The organism is Desulfocicer niacini, from assembly GCF_054657595.1.
In genome coordinates this window covers 1-20,457 of record NZ_BAAHYK010000006.1, presented here as the reverse complement: position 1 = coordinate 20,457, position 20,457 = coordinate 1, and the positions used below count along the sequence as shown (strand labels likewise).

Annotated in this window: 18 protein-coding genes; 14 read left to right on the top strand and 4 right to left on the bottom strand. The window is 47.3% G+C overall.

The window, feature by feature from the left end:
* Position 1 precedes the first annotated feature (1 nt).
* The 11 genes from ACYQ2M_RS04235 to ACYQ2M_RS04185 all read left to right on the top strand — a co-directional run bounded on the left by ACYQ2M_RS04235 (position 2) and on the right by ACYQ2M_RS04185 (position 11,619).
* Positions 2 to 220, top strand: coding sequence for a hypothetical protein (locus ACYQ2M_RS04235; RefSeq protein ID WP_459915075.1), 219 nt, complete (start codon positions 2 to 4; stop codon positions 218 to 220).
* An 81-nt stretch (positions 221 to 301) separates the two neighbouring features.
* Entirely contained in the window at positions 302 to 2,380 is a 2,079-nt protein-coding gene (locus tag ACYQ2M_RS04230) for a pyruvate carboxylase subunit B (RefSeq protein ID WP_459915074.1), read from the top strand.
* Between the two features lie 661 nt (positions 2,381 to 3,041).
* Positions 3,042 to 3,662 carry an IMPACT family protein gene (locus tag ACYQ2M_RS04225; RefSeq protein ID WP_459915073.1) on the top strand — a complete coding sequence of 207 codons (621 nt, stop codon included), beginning with the start codon at positions 3,042 to 3,044 and terminating at the stop codon, positions 3,660 to 3,662.
* Between the two features lie 79 nt (positions 3,663 to 3,741).
* The gene (gene nadE, locus ACYQ2M_RS04220) at positions 3,742 to 4,518 is read left to right on the top strand and encodes an NAD(+) synthase (RefSeq protein ID WP_459915072.1); all 777 of its coding nucleotides are present in this window, start codon (positions 3,742 to 3,744) and stop codon (positions 4,516 to 4,518) included.
* 49 nt (positions 4,519 to 4,567) lie between these two features.
* Positions 4,568 to 5,539, top strand: coding sequence for a LuxR C-terminal-related transcriptional regulator (locus ACYQ2M_RS04215; RefSeq protein ID WP_459915071.1), 972 nt, complete (start codon positions 4,568 to 4,570; stop codon positions 5,537 to 5,539).
* Positions 5,540 to 5,769: 230 nt separating this feature from the next.
* Entirely contained in the window at positions 5,770 to 6,516 is a 747-nt protein-coding gene (locus tag ACYQ2M_RS04210) for a DUF6125 family protein (protein ID WP_459915070.1), read from the top strand.
* Positions 6,517 to 6,550: 34 nt separating this feature from the next.
* Positions 6,551 to 7,066 (top strand): hypothetical protein, encoded by a 516-nt coding sequence (locus tag ACYQ2M_RS04205; RefSeq protein ID WP_459915069.1) that lies wholly within the window; start codon positions 6,551 to 6,553, stop codon positions 7,064 to 7,066.
* A complete protein-coding gene (locus ACYQ2M_RS04200; RefSeq protein WP_459915068.1) occupies positions 7,066 to 8,253 on the top strand; it encodes a PHP-associated domain-containing protein in 1,188 nt (395 codons plus the stop codon). Before ACYQ2M_RS04205 ends, ACYQ2M_RS04200 begins: the two co-directional genes overlap by 1 nt.
* Positions 8,254 to 8,492: 239 nt before the next feature.
* Positions 8,493 to 9,899, top strand: a complete 1,407-nt coding sequence (gene coaE / locus ACYQ2M_RS04195) for a dephospho-CoA kinase (protein WP_459915067.1) — start codon at positions 8,493 to 8,495, stop codon at positions 9,897 to 9,899.
* Between the two features lie 559 nt (positions 9,900 to 10,458).
* Positions 10,459 to 11,265: a hypothetical protein gene (locus ACYQ2M_RS04190; RefSeq protein ID WP_459915066.1), complete on the top strand. Its 807-nt coding sequence runs from the start codon at positions 10,459 to 10,461 to the stop codon at positions 11,263 to 11,265.
* Positions 11,266 to 11,373: 108 nt separating this feature from the next.
* Entirely contained in the window at positions 11,374 to 11,619 is a 246-nt protein-coding gene (locus ACYQ2M_RS04185; RefSeq protein WP_459915065.1) for a reverse transcriptase domain-containing protein, read from the top strand.
* Positions 11,620 to 11,656: 37 nt separating this feature from the next.
* On the opposite strand, the gene ACYQ2M_RS04180 is transcribed toward ACYQ2M_RS04185, so the two are convergent.
* Together ACYQ2M_RS04180 and ACYQ2M_RS04175 are read right to left on the bottom strand one after the other, a co-directional pair.
* A complete protein-coding gene (locus ACYQ2M_RS04180) occupies positions 11,657 to 12,775 on the bottom strand; it encodes a hypothetical protein (RefSeq protein ID WP_459915064.1) in 1,119 nt (372 codons plus the stop codon).
* Between the two features lie 372 nt (positions 12,776 to 13,147).
* Positions 13,148 to 13,459: a hypothetical protein gene (locus tag ACYQ2M_RS04175; RefSeq protein WP_459915063.1), complete on the bottom strand. Its 312-nt coding sequence runs from the start codon at positions 13,457 to 13,459 to the stop codon at positions 13,148 to 13,150.
* Between the two features lie 1,044 nt (positions 13,460 to 14,503).
* On the opposite strand from ACYQ2M_RS04175, the gene ACYQ2M_RS04170 reads away from it, so the two are divergent.
* Together ACYQ2M_RS04170 and ACYQ2M_RS04165 are read left to right on the top strand one after the other, a co-directional pair.
* Positions 14,504 to 15,541 (top strand): DctP family TRAP transporter solute-binding subunit, encoded by a 1,038-nt coding sequence (locus tag ACYQ2M_RS04170; RefSeq protein WP_459915062.1) that lies wholly within the window; start codon positions 14,504 to 14,506, stop codon positions 15,539 to 15,541.
* A gap of 34 nt (positions 15,542 to 15,575) precedes the next feature.
* Positions 15,576 to 17,897 carry an ATP-binding protein gene (locus ACYQ2M_RS04165; RefSeq protein ID WP_459915061.1) on the top strand — a complete coding sequence of 774 codons (2,322 nt, stop codon included), beginning with the start codon at positions 15,576 to 15,578 and terminating at the stop codon, positions 17,895 to 17,897.
* A gap of 195 nt (positions 17,898 to 18,092) precedes the next feature.
* Here the strand turns inward: ACYQ2M_RS04165 and ACYQ2M_RS04160 are convergent, their stop codons facing one another.
* On the bottom strand, positions 18,093 to 18,530 hold the full coding sequence (locus ACYQ2M_RS04160) for a class I SAM-dependent methyltransferase (protein ID WP_459915060.1): 438 nt from the start codon (positions 18,528 to 18,530) through the stop codon (positions 18,093 to 18,095).
* A gap of 159 nt (positions 18,531 to 18,689) precedes the next feature.
* Here ACYQ2M_RS04160 and ACYQ2M_RS04155 point away from each other — a divergent pair, with 159 nt between their 5' ends.
* A complete protein-coding gene (locus ACYQ2M_RS04155; RefSeq protein WP_459915059.1) occupies positions 18,690 to 19,487 on the top strand; it encodes a 4Fe-4S binding protein in 798 nt (265 codons plus the stop codon).
* 3 nt (positions 19,488 to 19,490) lie between these two features.
* Here ACYQ2M_RS04155 and ACYQ2M_RS04150 read toward each other — a convergent pair whose 3' ends face one another.
* A complete protein-coding gene (locus tag ACYQ2M_RS04150; RefSeq protein WP_459915058.1) occupies positions 19,491 to 20,309 on the bottom strand; it encodes a helix-turn-helix domain-containing protein in 819 nt (272 codons plus the stop codon).
* Positions 20,310 to 20,457 lie beyond the last annotated feature (148 nt).

Genomic DNA, 20,457 nt, shown 5'->3' with positions numbered 1-20,457 from the left:
TATGGACAAGAAAAAACTTGCTGCTGCCACGGCGGCAGTATTTACCTACATTAAAACCCAGGAGGAGGCCGCCTTTTTTGCATCCGGCGGTGCCCCCGTCGAGGAGACTGCCCCAAAAGTGCCTGCTCCAGCTCCGGTGATGTTTAATGCCTGGGGCACTGCAGGACGTACAGATCAGATGCAAGGGCGTTTTCTAATGCAGACAAGGGTGTTCAGATAAATAAAGAAAACCGCCACTTTCTTTCATGCCCTGTAGCGCATGAGAGGATGTCAGGTGAAAAAATAATTTAGGAGAGCATAAATGAGTGAACACGGCAAAATAAACATGTGTGAATTGAATTGTGAAAAAGAGAGGCCTGCTGCCAAAAATCCCCTAAAGATTGAAGACCTGTCACTTCGTGACGGTCATCAGTCTCTTTTTGCCACCAGGGGCCGAACCGAAGACATGATTCCCGTGGCCGAGCGCATGGATGACATCGGCTTTTGGGCCATGGAAGTCTGGGGTGGTGCCACCTTTGACACCATGCATCGGTTTTTAAATGAAGATCCCTGGGAGCGTCTTCGTACCCTGAAACGCTATTTGAAAAAAACCCCCCTTTCCATGCTGCTCCGGGGTCAGAATTTGGTGGGTTACAGAAACTATGCCGATGATGTGGCGGAGCTGTTTGTCAAACGGGCCGCAGAAAACGGCATGGATGTTTTCCGCACCTTTGATGCCCTGAACGATTACCGCAACTTTGAGTGCGTGGTTCCGGTTATTAAATCCTGCGGCAAACATTTCCAGGGCTGCATCTGCTACTCCCTCACCGAGCCCCGCATGGGCGGAACGGTTTATACACTGGATTATTATATCAAAAAGGCCAAAGAGCTTGAAGCCATGGGCGCAGACAGTATCTGCATTAAAGATATGGCAGGACTCATGGCCCCCTATGATGCCTACGAGCTGATCAAGGCCCTGAAAGAAAATGTAAAACCCCTGATTCATCTGCATAGCCATTTCACTTCGGGAATGGCATCCATGACCCATTTAAAGGCCGTGGAAGCAGGCGTTGATATCCTGGATACCTGTCTTACCCCCTATGCCTACAGAACGTCCCACCCGGCTCTGGAACCCTTGGTCATGTCCCTTATCGGCACCGACAGAGACACCGGATTTGACATTGAAACCCTGGCTTCCATCAACGAAACCCTGGAAAAGGAGATTCTGCCCAAGTACAAACACCTGCTTGATGACAGCAAGGTGTCAGTGATTGACATAAACGTGCTGCTGCATCAGACCCCGGGCGGCATGCTTTCCAACCTGGTGAATCAGCTCAAAGAAATGGATGCCCTTGATAGAATCGGTGATGTGTACAAAGAGCTGCCAAGGGTGCGCAAAGATCTGGGACAGATTCCCCTGGTTACCCCCACAAGCCAGATCGTGGGCACCCAGACCGTGAATAATGTGCTCTTTGACACCAAAGAAGAGCGTTACAAGATGATCACCGCCCAGGTAAAAGATCTGTGCTACGGCCTTTATGGAAAGACAGCCATCCCCATTGATCCCGAGGTACAGAAAAAGGCCCTCAAAGGATACGAACGGGGTGAAACCCCTATCACCTGCAAGCCCGCGGAAGTACTCAAGCCGGAACTTGAAGATGCCAAGAAGATCATCGGTGATCTGGCAGTGGATGATGATGATCTCATCCTATACACCCTGTTTCCTGTTACGGGCAAAAAATTTCTACAGATCAAGTATGGTAAGGAAGCGGTACCCAATTCCATGAAACCCATTACCATGGAAGAAGTAGCAGCAAGAGATGAGCTCATCCGCAAGGCAAAGGCCGGAGATCTGGTTGAAAAGACCACCACCAAAGATGTACCGGAAAAAACAGACGCCCTTCGTACCTTTAACGTGTTTGTGGAAGGCGAATATTTTGAAGTGGGCGTGGACGAAGTTGGTGGTGCACCGGTGATTGCCTATGCACAGCCGGCACCTGCACCTGAAGCGGCAGCTGCACCTGCTTCCACGGCACCCGTTCTTCAGGCATCCGGTGCACCGGGTCTTGTTCCGCCGCCGCCTGCACGTGCCGCTGCACCAAAACCGGCAGCCCCTGCAAAACCGGCCCCGGCACCCAGCAAACCCAAACCTGCTGCGGCTCCGGCCCCGGCGGCCAGTGCCGGTTCCGGTACGCCTGTGAAAGCGCCCATGCCGGGCATGATCATCAAATATGAGAAAAACGTGGGAGATGTGGTTAAAAAAGGCGATATTGTGGTGATTCTGGAAGCCATGAAGATGGAAAATGCACTGCCAGCTCCGGCGGATGGTGAAATTACAGCCATCAACTTTGGTTCCGGTGATTCCGTACCCAAGGATGCCGTTCTGGCACTTATCGGTTGATTTTAAACGGAGATGATATCAGGTCTGTGGTGAGAAAATTTTTTCTGTCATAGGCCTGTTGGATGCGCCCTGTGCGTGTCTGCTGCAGATTGAATGTGGGGGAACCATGGCATTACAATGGTTCCCCTATTTTTTTTTATATGAAAAAGCAGGTACTGGGTGCTGATAGCAACTGCTTTTTCATTGTTCGTTGTAGCTGGTGGTTACAGTCATGGGGGGTATATGAAAAGGTAGCCTTCAAGGCAACCTCAGCAGAGCCGCCCCCCCGATGGGCAATAGGAACCGGACAATCGAGCTGTCTACAGTTCCGGTTCGGGCCCATTGCCCGTCGGGGGGGCGGCGGCATAATGCCATTTGGCTCCGCGTCTACGACTCATTATTCGTTGTGGCAGGTAATTACTGCCATGTGGGTTATATGAAAGAGAAGGTGCTGGGTATTGGGTGCTGACAGCAAATGCTTTTTGATTATTCCTTGTGTCGGCAGGCCGACATGAGCATTATTGGGCGTTTGATTAAGCCCGGTGTCGTGTAACCAGTGCCTGGTTTTTAAACTTAGTGCTTGAAATGCCCGGACTCATGATTTAATACAGGGAATGTTTTTGGGGCGAATGGGGTCCCGGTGCGGACAGGTGGGTTTGTGATGAATACAAGGGAGGTTACCATGGAATATTTTTATTCAGTCAGGGCACCAAGGTGTCAGGAGATAAAAATCAAACGATCCACATTTATCTGTTCCCTGGCTCCGGTGGATTCCATGGAGGAGGCCAAAGCCTTTATTTCTGCCATTTCCGCTGAACATAAAACCGCCACCCACAACTGCTGGGCCTATATTGTGGGGGAGATGGGGCAGATGTTTCACTCTTCAGACAATGGGGAGCCCGCCGGAACAGCGGGTAAACCCATGCTGAACGTGCTTCAACGGCATAACATGACCCGGATTGTCGCTGTGGTGACCCGGTATTTCGGCGGGGTCAAACTGGGAATTCGGGGGCTTATTGATGCCTATGGCGAGTCCGTTGAAGCGGCACTGGCCCTGGAAAAACTCATGAAGATTGTGAAGACCCGAACCTACACGGTTACATTGCCCTATGCCTTTAACGACACCCTTTTGTATCAGCTGAACCTGCATGATGCCACGGTGTCCCACACGGATTATACAGACAGGGTCATCCACGGGGTGGCGGTGGAAGATCATCTGGCCCCGGCCCTGGAAAAATTATTGACGGAATTTCAGGATGGGGGAAAGCTCAGTTTTGAAGGCCCCCTGGAGGAACCGTCCTGAAGTTAGAACCGGGTTGTGGGCCGACCCATATTATTGTTGTGGCAGGTACTCCTGCCATTGGGATTGTACAGGAGAAATCATGGAAAAAATTGCTTCATATATTAAAAACTGGCTTGTCACCCATTGCGAATCTGCAGGACTTCAGGGCTTCGTGGTGGGGGTGTCCGGGGGCATTGATTCTGCCGTCACCTCGACCCTTTGCGCACAAACCGGTAAAAAAACAATTGTGTTGAACATGCCCATTCATCAGGCTCCGTCCCAGGTGTCTCTTTCCGACGGTCACATTAAATGGTTGGAAGAGACATATGATAATGTCTCCGGGGTCACTGTGGATCTGACGCCCTCCTTTCAGACCCTTTGCACCAGCTTGCCCCGGGATATTCAGGACGGATTGACCATGGCCAACACACGCTCCCGACTGCGCATGGTGACCCTGTATGCCTTTGCCGGTCACCACCGCATGATGGTGGCAGGTACAGGTAATAAGGTGGAAGATTTCGGGGTGGGTTTTTATACCAAGTATGGGGATGGCGGTGTGGATCTGTCCCCCATTGCCGATCTGTTTAAGACCGAAGTTTATGCCTTGGGGCGCTTTTTGGGTATAAATGAGGCTATCCTGACCGCTGCCCCCACCGATGGGTTGTGGGAGGATGATCGCACCGACGAATCCCAGATAGGGGCAAGCTATCCCGAACTGGAGTGGGCCATGGCCTTTGAAGAAAACCCAGGTGATGAATCGGATCTGTCTCCCCATCAGAAAAAAGTGCTGGATATTTACAGGGGATTTCACCGGGCAAATAAACATAAGATGGAAGCCATTCCCGTGTGCACCATTCCCCGGGAGCTGAGAGGTTAAGGTTCAATATCTGAAAATTTCCATAAATATGGGTGATTGCGAAGGCGATATGACTTCTGAAAACACAGATGAGACAGATACCGCAACGATCCTGGGGCAGTGCTGGAGAATTTTTGATGCCATTGATGATTATGTCACGATTCTTGACCTTGACAAGCGCATCGTTTCGGCAAACCACTCCCTGCTTGAGGGATTTCAGGTTGAGTTGAGTCAGATTGTCGATTGCAAATGTTATGAAGCCCTGTGGGACAGGGATAAAAATTGTCGTATCTGTCCGGTGGAAAAAGTACTCAAGGACCTTAAAACTCATACCATTGAGGTGGAGAATTACCGTATAGGAAAAACATTTGTAATCTCCGCCTCACCGATCTTTGATGATAATAATGATATTGTGGGCATGGTTCATGTGACCAAGGATATAACGGATCGTAAAAAAGCTGAAAATGCTTTAATGGAAGCGCGATCCCAGCTTGAAGCCCGGGTTGCGGAGAGAACCCGGGAATTAACCATCTTGAATGAGCGGTTGTACGCCGAGATTGCGGAGCGAAAAAAAGCCGAAGCAGGGCTGATCCGGCGCACCGCAGAACTTGATTTGAAATCCAAGACACTTGAAGAGGCAAATATCGCTTTGCGGGTTATTCTTAAAGCCCGAGAAGATGATAAGGACGAGCTTGAATCTAAGGTCCTGGCCAATATGAAAAAGCTTGTGCTGCCCTATCTGGAAAAACTTAATACCACCCGCCTGGACGATGCCCAGCGCACCTGCCTGTCGGCATTACAGACCAATCTGGAGAATCTGGTTTCCCCGTTTTCCCAGAGACTTTCTTCTCCCTTACTGAATCTGACCCCCCGGGAAATTCAAATCGCCAACCTGATTAAAGAGGGCCTTGGCAATAAAGAAATTGCCAGTTTTTTTAATATTTCTTTGCGAACGGTGGAGTTTCATCGGGAGAATATTAGAAAAAAAATCGGTTTGGTCAATAAAAAGGTTAATTTAAGATCCCAGTTGCTGTTGTTTTAAAAGTGTTGGTATTTTAAGGTGATCTACCAGTTTTTTACTGGTAGTTTACTGGTAAAGATTTGGTGTTGTTTTTTGTTGCTAAGAAGGTATTATGGGCTTGATTATACAAGCCTAATCCCATTCCCAGGTGACCGAAGTTGAACCCGGTCCCCCAAAAGGCGATGTTAGAGCTCAATACGGCTGCTGATTGCATCGCGGACATGTCAAACAGAGAAAGGAAAAGCAAAGCGATGAACGAAATTGATAAGATTATTGGAGAGGCAGATGATGCGTTGTTGATGAAAAGGGTTGTGGATTCTTTTCGACGGACCATGGTCCATTATGGGCAGTGGTTTGCCCAGGTGGAGCATCAATTGGGCATGGAAAAGGCGATGGCGGTTGAAGCAGACGTCTGGGAAGCCAGTTTCCAGAATCAGTTGAAGCGCTTATCTAAAATCTTTGGTTTTGAAATCAAAGATGGTGTTCCGGCGCATCTGCACACGCTTTCCCGCGAGGAATTGATTGATCTGTTGAAAAATCTTGGGGTAAACTGGTTGGCCAATGACGGGATCTGGTTCCAGGCAGTGGAGAAGAAATATGGCATGAACGATGCCAAACGCTGTAATGATTCCTGCTGGACAAGGTATTCTCCCTTTGAGGCAGAGCGTATTAAACAGCTGCTTGAATTGCCGGAGCAGGGGGGCATCCCTGCATTGAAAAAAGCCCTGGCCTTCAGAATGTATGCCTTGATAAACAAACAATCCATTGAAGATGTGAACGAAAACTGCATTATCTTTCGCATGAATGAATGCCGGGTTCAGGTGGCAAGGAAACGAAAGGGGCTTGCCGATTATCCCTGTAAATCCGTGGGACTGGTGGAATACCCCTATTTTGCCAGTACCATTGATTCGCGCATTGTCACTGAATGTGTGGGCTGTCCCCCGGATGAGCATCCCGAAGACTGGTTCTGTGCCTGGAAGTTCACGGTTGTTGAATAGAATGCCTGCTGAATAAAAAGGAGGAAAACTTGCCATGTCGAACAATATTCTTAAATTTGCCATGAATCGTAATACCAGTGTGGAAAAAATAAATGATTCCACCCTTCGCTCCGTGTGTCGTTTGCGTGATACCCTGACCGATGCTGAAGTGATGATTGATGTGAAAATGCCGGACATGGAAATCTGTGCCATATCCGGTCATTTCAGGCATGCCTATTTCGGAGAAATTGAAGATCTTGACCAGCGTCTGCAGACGGTGATCGGAGTACGGGTGGCCGCCGGGATGTTGAAAATCATTAAGGGACTCATGGGCGAAGAAGAAAAGATTCAACAGATCGTTTATATGGTGGAAGAGTGCTGTCACGGTGTGATCTTGACCTTGACCCGGAAAGTGCTTTTAAAGGCACCCGATGACGAGGCTGGCAAGTTTTCCTTTTATTCAAAAATGGTCAAAAAAAGTATCCGCCTCTATGATCGCTGTGCGGCTTTTGCCAAAGGGACCCCTTTGGTTCGTGAACTTGAGTCTGAGAAGGGTGAAGGAGGGGTGTGATGTTTGATTTTATGCGTAATAAAGTGGTGGATGTGGCGCGTCTGGACCAGGATACCCTTGAAGTGCATGGCATTTTGGATGATTCCATTTACAGTGTGGAGCTGGATTTCAGGGTCAATATCAGCGATTTGATCTGTTCTGATATTAAAGGTCGCTGGCTGCGCTGGACAACACCGGAATGTCCCCGGGCCGTAGATTTTCTCCATGAGGCCGAAGGATTTTGTCTGAAAGCCGGAATTGATGATAAAATTCATAAGACCGTTGGTCGGCTTTCCTGTCGCCATTTTGCCAATCTTTTTATTGAATGTGGCTATGCGGTTCGGGAAACTGTCAAACTGCTGGCATGGGAAGATGCTCGGAAAGAGAATCCTGAACTTACCTTTAAACAGTTTATGGGCAGCACTGAAAAAGCTGTGCCCGTGGCGGAATCATCGGTGGGTATGGAAGAGCAGAACCATTCATCCGGTGGCGTGACTGAAAAAAAGCCTGCTTCCGTAACATCATCAGAGAGACAAACATCCTCCGGGGTAACCGGAAAAACCTATTCGGGGCAGGGCCGTTTTGTCATTGACATGCATGTGCACACGTCGCCTGCTTCACCCTGTGCGTCCGATTCGGTGGATACCATGATCCAAGCGGCCAAGGGTATCGGTCTGCAGGGTATTTGTCTGACGGATCATAATTATGTCTGGTCAGCGGAAGCCGTGCAGGCTCTGCGCGAAAAACATGATTTTCTGGTGTTGCGGGCCAATGAGGTTATCACCGAACAGGGCGATATGCTGGTGTTTGGTTTTTATGAAAATCTTCAGGGCATTACCAAACTTGCAGATCTGAAAAAACAGGTTGCCGCTGTGGGCGGTTTTATTGTTGCGGCCCATCCCTTTCGCGGGTTTCTGACTTTTGGAGCCGATGATGTGGGGTTGACCCCGGACAGTGCCATGGCCCGGGAGGTGTTTAAATGGGTCAATGGGGTGGAAACCTTAAATGGTAAGGTGACGGACACCGAGAATAATTTTGCCCGGGATGTGGCCAAAGGGCTTGGGTTGCCGTCAACGGGGGGTAGTGATGCCCATGATGCCTCAACCGTTGGGGTGTATGCCACCGCTTTTGATGAGAGCATTGACAGTGAAACATCGCTTCTGGCCGCATTGAAACAGGGTAGATATCATCCGGTTGTTTTTCGTTAATATCCCACCATTGTTATAACGGTCATGTCCTGTCGGACACAATGAATATTGGGTCGTAGACGCGGAGCCAAATGGCAATATGCCGCCGCCCCCCCCGACGGGCAATGGGCCCGGACCGGAACTGTAGACAGCTCAATTGTCCGGTTCCTATTGACCATCGGGGGGGCGGCTCTGCTGAGGTTGCCTTTTCATATAAATGGCTCATTGCGTCTTATCAAGTGTTCAAGGAGAAATTAATTATGCAGAGTAAAGACAAACAGGATTGGGAAAAAATAATCAGACGGTTTGAGCGGCTCCTGCGCTTAAAATCATTTCCCGTGGCCTTTAAAATGCTCGAAAAAAAGGAGAACCTTGACACCATTCCTTTTCTTCGACGTCCCCAGAGTAAAATGACCATGTGCCAGATGATTAATCTGGTGCGCAATTTTGATTGGAGTGTGGGAGCGGATCTGGATGATTTTCTCTTCTCCTCCTGCTCGTCGATTCTGGGCTTGAGAGAGCTGCCCGAAACCCATAAAGATGGAACCTTCAGGAATATTGTCTGGGTGGCCACCAAGGCAGATGGCCGTAAATTTGAAGCCTCTATTCCCCGCCTTCCCCTGGGAAAATATCAGGCCCTGGCCATGGCACCGCTGGTGTATAATCCATTTTCACCGGATATTGTGCTGATTTATGCCAATCCTGCACAGATAATGATGTTGATCAATGCCCTGCAGTTCTGTGATTACGAAGTCATGCACTTTGCCTGCGTGGGGGAATCCTCCTGCTCCGATGCCATTGTGCGTTGTTATGAGACCGGGAAGCCATCTGTGGGTATTCCCTGCTATGGAGAGCGCCGTTATGGCCATGCCCAGGATGATGAAATGGTGATGGCACTTCCGGCGGATTTGATGGAAAAAGCGCTTTCCGGGCTGGAGGCCCTTTATCGACGGGGCGTACGATATCCCATCAGTTTTGCGGGGGCTGAATGTGATGTCACCCAGGTGTTTCCCCCCACCTATCTGGGGCTTGATGAGATGATGAAAAAAGTCAAAGGGGAAGGTCGCCATTTTCTGCTGGGGGTGACCGGGGGTATTGCCAGCGGTAAAAGTACGGTGTCGGAAATGCTGGGGAAATTGGGTTCTCCATTGATTGATTTTGACCTGATTGCCCGCCAGGTGGTGGAACCCGGCACCCCGGGCCTGGCAAAGATTGTGGATTATTTTGGTCGTCAGGTGTTGGCTGAAGACGGCTCTTTGGATCGCAAGAAGATGTCTGATATTGTGTTCGGGGATATGGAAAAACGCAAAAAGCTGGAAGGGTTTACCCATCCACCCATCTATGAAGCATTCTTTGAACAGGTGAAAGAAATTACAGAAAAAGACCCTGAAGCCATCATTCAAGTGGCGGTGCCGCTGCTCATTGAGTTGAATCTGCAGTATCTGTTTGACAAGTTGCTGGTTATCCATGTCCCGGCCCAGGTGCAGATAGAACGGCTTGCCAACCGGGATGGTATCAGTCAAGAAGATGCAGCCAATATTCTTAAGGCCCAGCTGCCCATAGATGAAAAGCTTCAGTTTGCTGATTTTGTGGTCGATAATACCAAGGATCTTGCACATACCCAACAACAGATTGAAGCGGTTTGGGAAAGTCTTCAAAAAAAATAAAACTCATCCGCCTCAAATACATACGTGTAATGGTATAGGGATTAATATCCGTCCCCTTCTGTACCGAGGACAGAAGGGGGCTTTGCTGCTTTGTAAAGCCCATCCCCTTGGGGTACCAGCCATGGCGGCCAGTGCCCCATGATCTGTAATAAAAATGGGAATGCGCCCTTGGTCCAGCAAGAGTAAACAGGAAAATGTATCCGGGAAATGAATGGTGCCAAAAATCATGATTGATGTGTGGCCGTAACTGTATTATAATAAGTCATAATTCAAGGAAACTCGTCACTTAATAAATTCTCATCATGATTTGTTTTAACCCACTTAAATTATTAACGCTGAGTTTTGAAAAAACATTTGTTCGGATTTGATAATTTCATCTGTTTACGAAATCTTATGACCAAGCCCGAACTTATGATTCTTGGGAAGAGAAAAAATACGCAATCAATTTAAAAGACAATGGAAATTAAAATGGCATTGACCTTTGAAAAAAGAGATCGAGACGGGCCTTCATAGAATTGTCCAATGTGGGCCATATCTTCTGAAAAAAGAGGAGCGTCCCATGACTATAATATTAATAAACCTCAAAAAATACATAGTGGCGGCTGGCATCATGGCTGCGCTGTCTCTCCTGCTTTTGGGTGCCGTCCTGGCAGCCGATTCATTACCTCTCACTCACCAATCCAATTACGAAACTTCATTTGAGGCCTACTCCAATCAATTTCAAAGCAGGATGCCCCTGGAAAATGAGGATGATTATACGCTTCTGGAAGTTCTATGGTCTAAGATGGTTGACGAAACCAGGTTTTTACCCTGGAACAATGGGGAATTGTTTGAAGAAGGGGCCTATTTTCAACCCGGTGCCATGGAATATGAACTCTACAAAGGAAAATTCAGGGAAATTAATTATATAAGAGAAAAAATGGCGGAAAAGTACGTTGTTGAAATGGCAGAAAAAGTGTCGATGGAAATCCCCATCGTCCAAAAAATGGATAAATTGGGCAAAAAAATATCAAGGCATTTGAGGATGCGATATTTAAAAACAGGCAAATACGAAAAGCCCCTCCTCTATCTGTCCGGCCAGGCCCTGAATTCCCAGACCAATGAACAGGAAAAATTATATGAAATTATTTTTTCTACCCACCTTTATGATCAGCTTCCCCGTATCATGCCTGGTTTTTCCATGGAGATCAATTCCAGCTATTACGGTATCAGCACCAACATGGAATTCATACCCGGTAATGGAGAGTGTGGCATGGAGGTGACAAGTCATTTGCTCAATACTTACATTGGTGGCAGGACCAGCCTTGAGTTTGTAACCGGTGGAGGCGAAGTGTCCAGTATGGTTAAAATTTCATTTGGATTATAGTGTGTGAACTTGTTTTTAAAGGGAGTCATATGCTCCCCATGATGGTGTCCTTATGTGTAGCGTTTCCCGTCAGATAAACGATAAGTGTGTGCTTAAGCTTATTGGTAAATGTCTCACGATGTCATGGTTAACACCCCTCTCCAGGCTACGCCAACAGGCATGCCTCAAGGCGGCCTGTTGTCATCGCTGCTTGCGAATATCCTTCTTGATGACCTCGACAAGGAGTTGGAAAGACGTGGCCACCAATTTGTCCGCTACGCAGAGGACTGTATCATTATGGTGAAGAGTCTGAGAGCCGGAAATTGGGTAATGGCCCGTATTAGAAGATTTCTTGAGCGTAAGCTTCGGCTTTAGATTCCTTTTTAAACTGCATTTGGAACGGCAGCGCTCGTCAACGGATCGGGCGGATCTCTTCCCAGTTCAGATTGGAATTGAGATTCGGGTTGTATCCGGGCACATCCGACAGCAGGTACTCGCCCTGATTATTGGTCCAGGCCTTCTGATAGCCGCCGGGCAGCTCGACCTGCATTTCGTTGACCGGATCATAATAGTTCTCCGAATCGCGAATATATTCGCTGAACTCGCGGCTGGCACGATCTTCAGCCTGCTGCCGAGCGTTCCAGGATTGCATCAGACTCTGGGTGAACTGATCATTGCTACGACTGATTGCCCGGCTCAGTGCTCCGGCATTGGCAATCCCCTGTTGCTTGGCGGCGATCCACTGCTGCTGGGCTTTGGAAAAACGCGCGTACCAGCTTTGCTCCACCCGGAACGAATTGACAAAAGCGCCGGCCAACGGTTTCAGCGCGTCCAGTTTCCCGGTCTCGGCCCGTACCGAAAGGTTTCGATCCGCCAGCCAGAACAGGTTTTGCCCGCCAGTAACGAGCACCACGCAATAGAAGTCCTCCTCCCAATTTCGGCCGTTTTCCGTGTAGGCAAACCGGGAACGGGTACCGTAGCCCTGAATTCCACCCGGTTGCGTCGCGGCAACCCCGGCGGCCCAATCGGACAGATTCTCCTGCTCAACCAAGCGAAGATTGCGAGCATTGGGCCGTTGTTGCGGCAACAGCAGCTGTTGCAGAAACTCTGTCGGATTGTTCGGAATTGGCATGACGATCATACCGAGATAAAGCTGCCCGACCGACCACTGAGACTCGATCTGTCCGCTGATATACATGGGAGAGGGATGAATGTAAAATCCGGCTGAATTATCCGGCGCGGTGATGGCTACATCCGCTGTCACCAGATTTGCCAAGGCGGCACTCCAGGTCAGCCCGCCGCGCAGCTGCCAGTCCTGCGGGGCCAGCACCCGAAAGGCGGGTATCCCCATCTGTGGATCGATAATGTCATACGTCTGCAGGTGCAAGGTGCCCGCCGCCATACAGGCACTGTGACAAAAACCGATCAGCAAAAAAGCCATAAACACACGCTGTGCAAGTCGGCCGACAGCTGTCTGCCACCATTTTCCAAACAACATAAATCGGTTTTTTCTTTCCACTCTGCAATTCATCTCTTGGCCTCCCCCGACAGGCCTCCACCTGTCGTTCTGTCAACAACCGTTCGTCAGCGTCATACGGCATCCCGATAAACCGGCAGTTCTTTTTGTGAAAATAGCTTGAGAAAAAACAAGCGCGGCAGGCTGAGTAACGCGCTGCAGGCGACACCGAGCCCCGCGATATAGCATTTGGAAATTTCACCCTTATATCCCAGCTGTCCGCCTGATGCGCCTGAAACTGCATGAACAGGGTAAAATGGGTCATCATGGCCCTGCCAAACAAATATTTCCTTTCCTTTGGATTGTTCCTGTCCGGGAACTGATCTGCCTGATCAGCCGAACCACCTTGGTACGCGATCCGTATGCCGGGTGGTGTGGGAGGACTCCTCAGTGATGGGGAGTCCTATCCCGATATAACCTTTTTTTGCTCAATTTTTGTTTAATATATACAAAAAGCCGTTTCCAATCTTGAAAGCAAAGCGCAAAAAACGCTCCAATAGTACCCGCCGATGCCATACCGACAGGACAGCCTTGCTGTCCACAAAAAGGGCAAACTGCAAACATTGCATAAAGACCAGTAAATCCAAACCATGATGCAAGTAATCTAAATAAATGACCAAAAGGCGACAATTTTATATTTTCTTTATTGTGGTTCATTTCTGTATTTTGAATTGTAATTGTTTCTTCTTCGTTTTTCATTCTTCAGTTCACAATCTCCTTTGATTATAACATGAAAATCACCGGCATTGCTCGGTGCACTTTTTTGTTGAAATATAAAATCTTTTAATAAATATGTTCTTCGGCGGTTTATTCCTTTTTGCACAATAAGTTCATAATTAATTTGATCAGAGTGTCTTTTTGTTTCGGGTCTGATTCAGCAACCAAGAGGGTCAGAGCGGCTTGGCCTGTATCATTAATTAATAGAACCCTCCTTCCCCAACCCCCTGACAGGATATTAAATATCCAATACCTTTTCGATAACACATATCCGAATATCTTGGAATATAAAGCTGATTTTTTCAACATACGCTTTCAGTAATATGTTGGCAGGAAATGCCTGATTTGCGACTACCATCACAGGGTGCATTCCGGTATTGATGAACGGCCCATTGATCGGTACTATCTGTGAAGAAGCCTTAACATATGCCATGTTTTTGCGACAAAAAAAACGGTGGACGCAGACATGGTGTTGAAAATCAAGACCAACGGCGACATATCCACGAAATAACAGTTTCGGTGAAACGGAGTCGGGGGCTGCTGGGGAGCAACCCGGCAAGGGATAGCCGAAGTGGGGGAGCACTTATATAAATGCTCTCCACTCATGCCTTAAAAAAAAACACGACGGATGAGCGGAGCGAATCCCTTATTAAAAATTCTGGTCAATATAATCCTGTGAAAAAGCGATGCATCCATCAATATTTTTTGAGAATGATCGCCATATGAAGCCCTACTTCGGATAAAATAATGTCATCACCGATAAACAGAAGAAAAAGCTAATCAACACCGGCTGGAGCCATATTTCAAACTTCATCTTCTTTGTCAATCGTCCTTCATACTTTCCTTGACAAAAAGCGTCTTCCTATCCTATCCTATTCTATTCCTATATTACAAGCGGTTAATGGCGTTACAAATCTGTTATGATCAACCCCTACAAAACCATTCAGCATATCCTGTCGGCAAACGCTTTTAAAGATGCATGTAATTGGGAAAAAACAGATGATAGATTCATGGAGGGGGTGTATCATGAGAAAAATAGCGATCAGTATTATTTTTTGTTCAATATTTTTTAGCCCGACCGCAAATGTCCTTTGCCAGGACGCTTCCCATGTGATGAGAATCGGCATTGGCTATCCTGAAAATGCGAACAGTTTCAGCTGGACTCCTTTTTCCGTATTGAAAAAGGAAGTAGAGGAAAGATCCGGCGGTCGCTTCAGGGTTGAACTCTATTCCCAGACCATGGGAACGGCATCCCTGGACATGGTGGATATGGTTCTGGACGGGCTGATTGATGCCAGGGATTTTGCCGACGGCCATGTCTCCACCCTTTATCCGCCGCTTCAGGTCTTGTCCATCCCTTATCTTTTTGCAGACCGAGAAATCGCCTGGGAGGTCCTGGACGGAGCGTTTGGGCAACTTCTGATCGAGGATATGGCCAAAAAAACCGGTCTTAGACCTCTGTACTGGATTGAGAACGGCGGATTTCGGCACTATTCAAACAACAAGCGGCCCATCCGCAGCCCGGATGATATGAAGGGATTGAAAATCAGAACCATGGAAAGCCCTGTTCACATGAAAATCGTTTCCGATTTAGGGGCGCAGGCCGTTCCCATTTCATGGAGCAAGCTATATGAAGCCATTGAATCTGGAATTGTGGACGGCCAGGAGAACTCCATCGGGACATTCATGATTATTCACTTTGAAAATATTCAACAATACATTGTCATGGATGCCCATGTCTACGGGACCTACACCCTTTTGATGAATGACGCCTGGTACCGGAAGCTTCCAGAGGATATGAAAAAGATCATGGCCCAGGCTAAAAGGGTGTCCGCCGCTGCAAACCGCGGTCTTGCCGTGGCCAACGAGCTTGAAGGAATTAAATATCTTAAGAGCAAGGGCGTGGACATCTATTTCCCCACGCCGGATCAGATGGAAATGTTTAAAAACAGGACCCGAAAAAGTGCTGTGGAATGGCTGAAGCAGAATGTCGGGGAGGAATGGGTGAGCAAAGTTCTTGCGGCAACGCAAAAAGCTGAAAAAAAGCTGGGCTACAGGCGTTGAGAATCATGTGAATCAAATAAAAGGAAATCTTTTTTTGAATGCGGAAAACGGGAAGCGATTGAAAATCAGCAGTATCGGCCAGGGCCTGCATCTTAAGGTAATGCTGTTCTCGGGCCTGATTATTCTGGTCACCGTCTGTGCTTGTACCCTGATTTACATTCACCGGTTCAAGGTGAATTATCTTGAGGCCATTGAGTGGCGCTCCAGGACATTGGCCCAGAGTATCCGGATTTATGTCCGGTCCAGGTATTCGGATTTCGGGAAACTGACCGATTTGAATCTTATCCTGGAATCAGCGTATCTGGAATGTCGTAAGCTCTATGACGCCAACTCGCACATGCATGTCTCGTTTGTCTGTATTCTGGACAGGTCCGGCAGGATTATTATCCATAATGATAAAAAAATGTGGAAAAAACAGATGCCCCTGCCCGGGCTTGATTCCGTTGTTCAAAAAGGAAAGGATGCCACCATCCTTTCCGGGGATGTGTATCACACCCTGATACCCGTCGAATCTGAGGATAACCGCCTGCTTGGCATTGTGGATGTGGGGTTTCCGAAATCCGTGGTGGATAAAAAAGTCATGGATGGGGTGCGTTATGCCGTGAATATGTTTTTTATCCTTTTTCTAGCCGCTTTCCTGGTCTCCTGGTTTTTTGTCAGAAGAGTGGTGGTGCAGCCTGTGAACGCGTTGATCCAGGCAACATCCGCTTTTGCCAACGGGGATTTGACCCGGGAAATTAACGTTCCCAGGACCAAGGAATTTTTAGACCTTGCCCTGAGCCTGACACGCATGCGGGATGCCATTCGCCAGAACATGTTGGATATTGAAGAAAAAAATCAGCAGGTCAAGGCAATGGTGGCCTGTTCCCCCTTGGCTTTGTTCAGCGTTGATACGTCCCGAAAGGTGGCCATCTGGACTGAATCCGCCCGGAGGTTGTTTGGCTGGGAGGCGGAACAAGTGACAAACAAGGTCCTTCCCACGGTGTTTGAAGAAGACGGGCCTGTCTTTGAAGATCTTTGCAACCGGGCCTTTGACGGTGAAAAGATCATGGGCTACGAACTTCGCCAAAAAACAAAAGACGGCGCAGTGTTTTTCAGTTCACTGTCCCTGGCTCCCATATATGATGTTGATAAGGCCATTGTGGGAATCATGGGAACCACCGAGGACATTACCCGGAGAATAGAAAGGGAAAAAGAACATGCAAAAGTCCGGGAACAGCTTCTCCAGGCCCAGAAGATGGAATCGGTGGGGCGGCTTGCCGGCGGGGTGGCCCATGACTATAACAATACGCTTGGCGTGATTCTAGGGTATTCCGAATTGCTTTTAGACAGACTTCATCCCGAAGATCCCATGGGCGGCGATGTCCAGGAAATCATCAAGGCGACCCTGCACTCAGCGGATATCACCCGGCAGCTTCTGGCATTCGCAAGAAAGCAGACCATTTCCCCCAAGGTGATCGACCTGAACCGGCAGGTTGGAGACATGCTCAAAATGCTCCAGCGGCTCATTGGGGAAAATTTTGAACTGGAATGGTTTCCAGATCCAACCTTGGGGTATGTGAAGATGGACCCGGTGCAGGTGGATCAGGTCTTGGCGAACCTGTGCATCAATGCCAGAGATGCCATGGGAAACAAGGGAAAAATCAGCATTGAAACCCGGTCCGCCCAACTGGATAAAGATTATTGCATGGAACATCCGGAATTTATGCCTGGAGAGTTTATCTGTCTTGAGGTCAGCGATACCGGTTCAGGCATTGATAAAAGCCTTCTGGAAAAGATTTTCGATCCTTTTTTCACCACCAAAAAAAAGGGGGAGGGTACAGGACTTGGGCTTTCAACCGTTTATGGTATTGTCAAGCAGAATCATGGATTTATCAATGTTTACAGTGAACCGGGCAAGGGAACCACATTTAAGATTTATTTTTCCCGGTACAAAGGCAGAGAAGTCCAATACCAGTCAAGTTTCAGCGACCCTGTGACAGAGGGCCGCGGAGAAATCATTTTACTGGTTGAAGATGAGGTGGAGCTTCTGAAAATCAGCCAGCAGTTGCTTGAATCCCTGGGGTATCAGGTGATCTGCGCCCAGTCTCCGGATGAAGCCCTGGATCTGGTAGAAAGCAAAAATACAGCATTTGATTTATTGCTCACCGACGTAATACTGCCGGAAATGAACGGGCTTGAGTTGTCCAGGCGCATTGGAAAAATAATTCCGGATTTAAAGGTGCTGTTCATGTCCGGGTACACAGCCAATGTCATTGCCCACCAGGGGATACTGGATGAAGATGTCCACTTTATTCAAAAACCCTTTTCAAAAAGGGATCTGGCTGTAAAGGTCGGGCAGGTCCTGGAAAGTTAACCCTATCCTTGCATGGAATAACGGCCATGGGCCGACCTGGTCTATCAACCCCCAGGCTTGACCCACAACAAAATATGAAGGAAGCTTAGCAAGTTATCGGTTCTTTTGTATAAAATAGATCAGCATGATAATGCATTGATTTTCTTTTGCAAAAATTCCCGGGCAGGACCATACCGGGATACCAAGGTCCAGGCATCACCGGCTGTTACCGACGGTGATGTGATACAAACAACGGGCAGCACCTGCAAAAGAAACTTCATTGCGCCTTTCGAGGTAACTTGTCTGGTGACAGGGCAGGGTCGAGGAACGAGACGACTGTCTGGAGGACAGCCCGCAGGGTGGGCGAAGCCCATCAACCACGGTTGCCCCCTTCTCAGCTAATCTTGTTGTGTAGAGGCCTGGACTGCAACCAAAGTCTGCAATTGTAGTTTTGTCATTTACTCCAAAGTGAGAAACAATCCACTCCGCAGAGCGTTCAATAAAACCCTTGTTTCGAGAAGAGAGATCAATGGTTTCATTTAAGTGATATTCGAGCATCTGTTTTGAGGTATGCTCATTTGCCCACAATTCTTCGGCTGTATAGAATTGAAATGGTTTTGGGCGTGAATTAATTTCTTTTAGTTGTTTGAACATTTTTACTCCAATGGTGATTTGTTTGGGCACATAACGCGTCAAACAAGGGGCCGGAATTCATGTCAATTTTATTCAAGACAGAACACCTTCCATAAACTACTCTCTTGTCCAGAACATCTTACAAAATTGCCAATGAACAATATTTGACTGGAGAATAACATGAAAAAAGCAATAATTGAAAATATTCAAAATTTTGTAAAAAACTATCAGAAGAATCCTAATATTACAACACAGTGGGGAATCCCCATTGTTAAATTTGCATCTTCATCTGATCCGTTGTTTTCACAGTTAAGCTCTGTGGCAAGCCCGACCCACGCTGTTCCGCAAGACTTTTTACCAGAGGCAAAAAGTGTCATCGCCTTTTTTCTCCCTTTCAAAAAAAGTATTTCTCGAAGCAATATAAATGGTCAATATAGCTCTGATGAATGGGGGTACGCATATACTGAAACCAACGAGATTATACGACAACTTAATCTTTATTTGCAGAAATGGTTGGACTCCCAAGCTTATCAATCCGTCGTAATTCCTGCAACGCACAATTGGGATGAAAAAAAGTTGATAAGTGACTGGTCCCACCGTCATATTGCTTATATTGCTGGACTTGGTACCTTCGGGCTGAACAATATGCTGATAACCAATCAAGGAAGTTGTGGCCGGGTTGGCAGTTTTATTACATCAGCAGAAATTGAGCCTGACATCAGATCCAATGAAGAGGCTTGTTTGTACAAGTATGATGGCAGTTGTCAAAAATGTGCTCAAAAATGTGTAAACGGAGCATTGACCACACAGTCGTTTGACCGATTCAAGTGCTATGAAATGCTTTTGAAAAATGTAAAAAAACACCGCTCTATCGGATATGTGGACGCATGTGGAAAGTGTCTGGTCGGCCTTCCATGCTCATACATAAACCCTGTCAAAAGCAAATTACATGCAAAAAAACTCGTGGCTGAAACCTGAAGATCAAAAGCAATGGGAAACTTTATATGCGTGAGGTGTAATTCCATAACGGGCTTTAAATTTTCGGGTTAAATGGCTCTGATCAGAAAAACCAGACGCCAAAGCAGTTCTTGTAATATCTGCACCCTTTTCAATGAGACGACGAGCATGCTCCAGGCGAATCTGTATTAAGAAAGCATGAGGGGACATATTCTTATGCTTTCGAAAAAGCCTGATTAAGTGAAATTCGGTACAATCACTCATTGCCGCCAATTTTTTGAGGCGGATCTCGCTATCCAAATTTGCATAAAAATACTCTATGACCTTTTTGACTCGCTTGTCGCATGAATCATTGATTGATTTAAACGGTCGCATCCCGTATCTGTCAAGAATGGAAAGAAAAATGTCCTGAAGAGCAGTATCTGTTTCAAGATTTAAAGGTTTTTTAAGAAGAATTTCATGGAGTCTGGCAAATCGTTCCCATACCGCCGTATCTTTAAAACATTTTTTGTTAAAATAATTTTCCTGCTTTGGTCGCTCAATCTGTTCTGCCAAGCCATGAAAAAATTTTGGGTCAATATAAAAACTTCGTAAGCATCGTTGATTGTCTGGCAGGGCATAGTTTGAATGAACCAATCCTGGCTCGAAAATACCGATGGAATACTTCTGTAGGATATTATTTGAGCCTTTTACCGTATAATGTTCCCCACATTCAGTATTGAGCCAGACTACATACTTATCGTGAATATGGGGTTTAAATTCAAATGAATCCGTACAACATAATACCTCTATCAAAGAGCCGGGGCAGGATTTGTAAACAATACCCATCTCACCAGGATTCATGCAAAACTCCACAATATTTGTATTTATATTTTATGTGCTGCGTCATACAAACAATTTATGCTGTCTCTCATGACTATTAGCCTCATTTTCAAAAGGCTAACGTTGCTAATCAGCCATGCAGCTTTTTTGCGTCGGCTGAATTATCTTC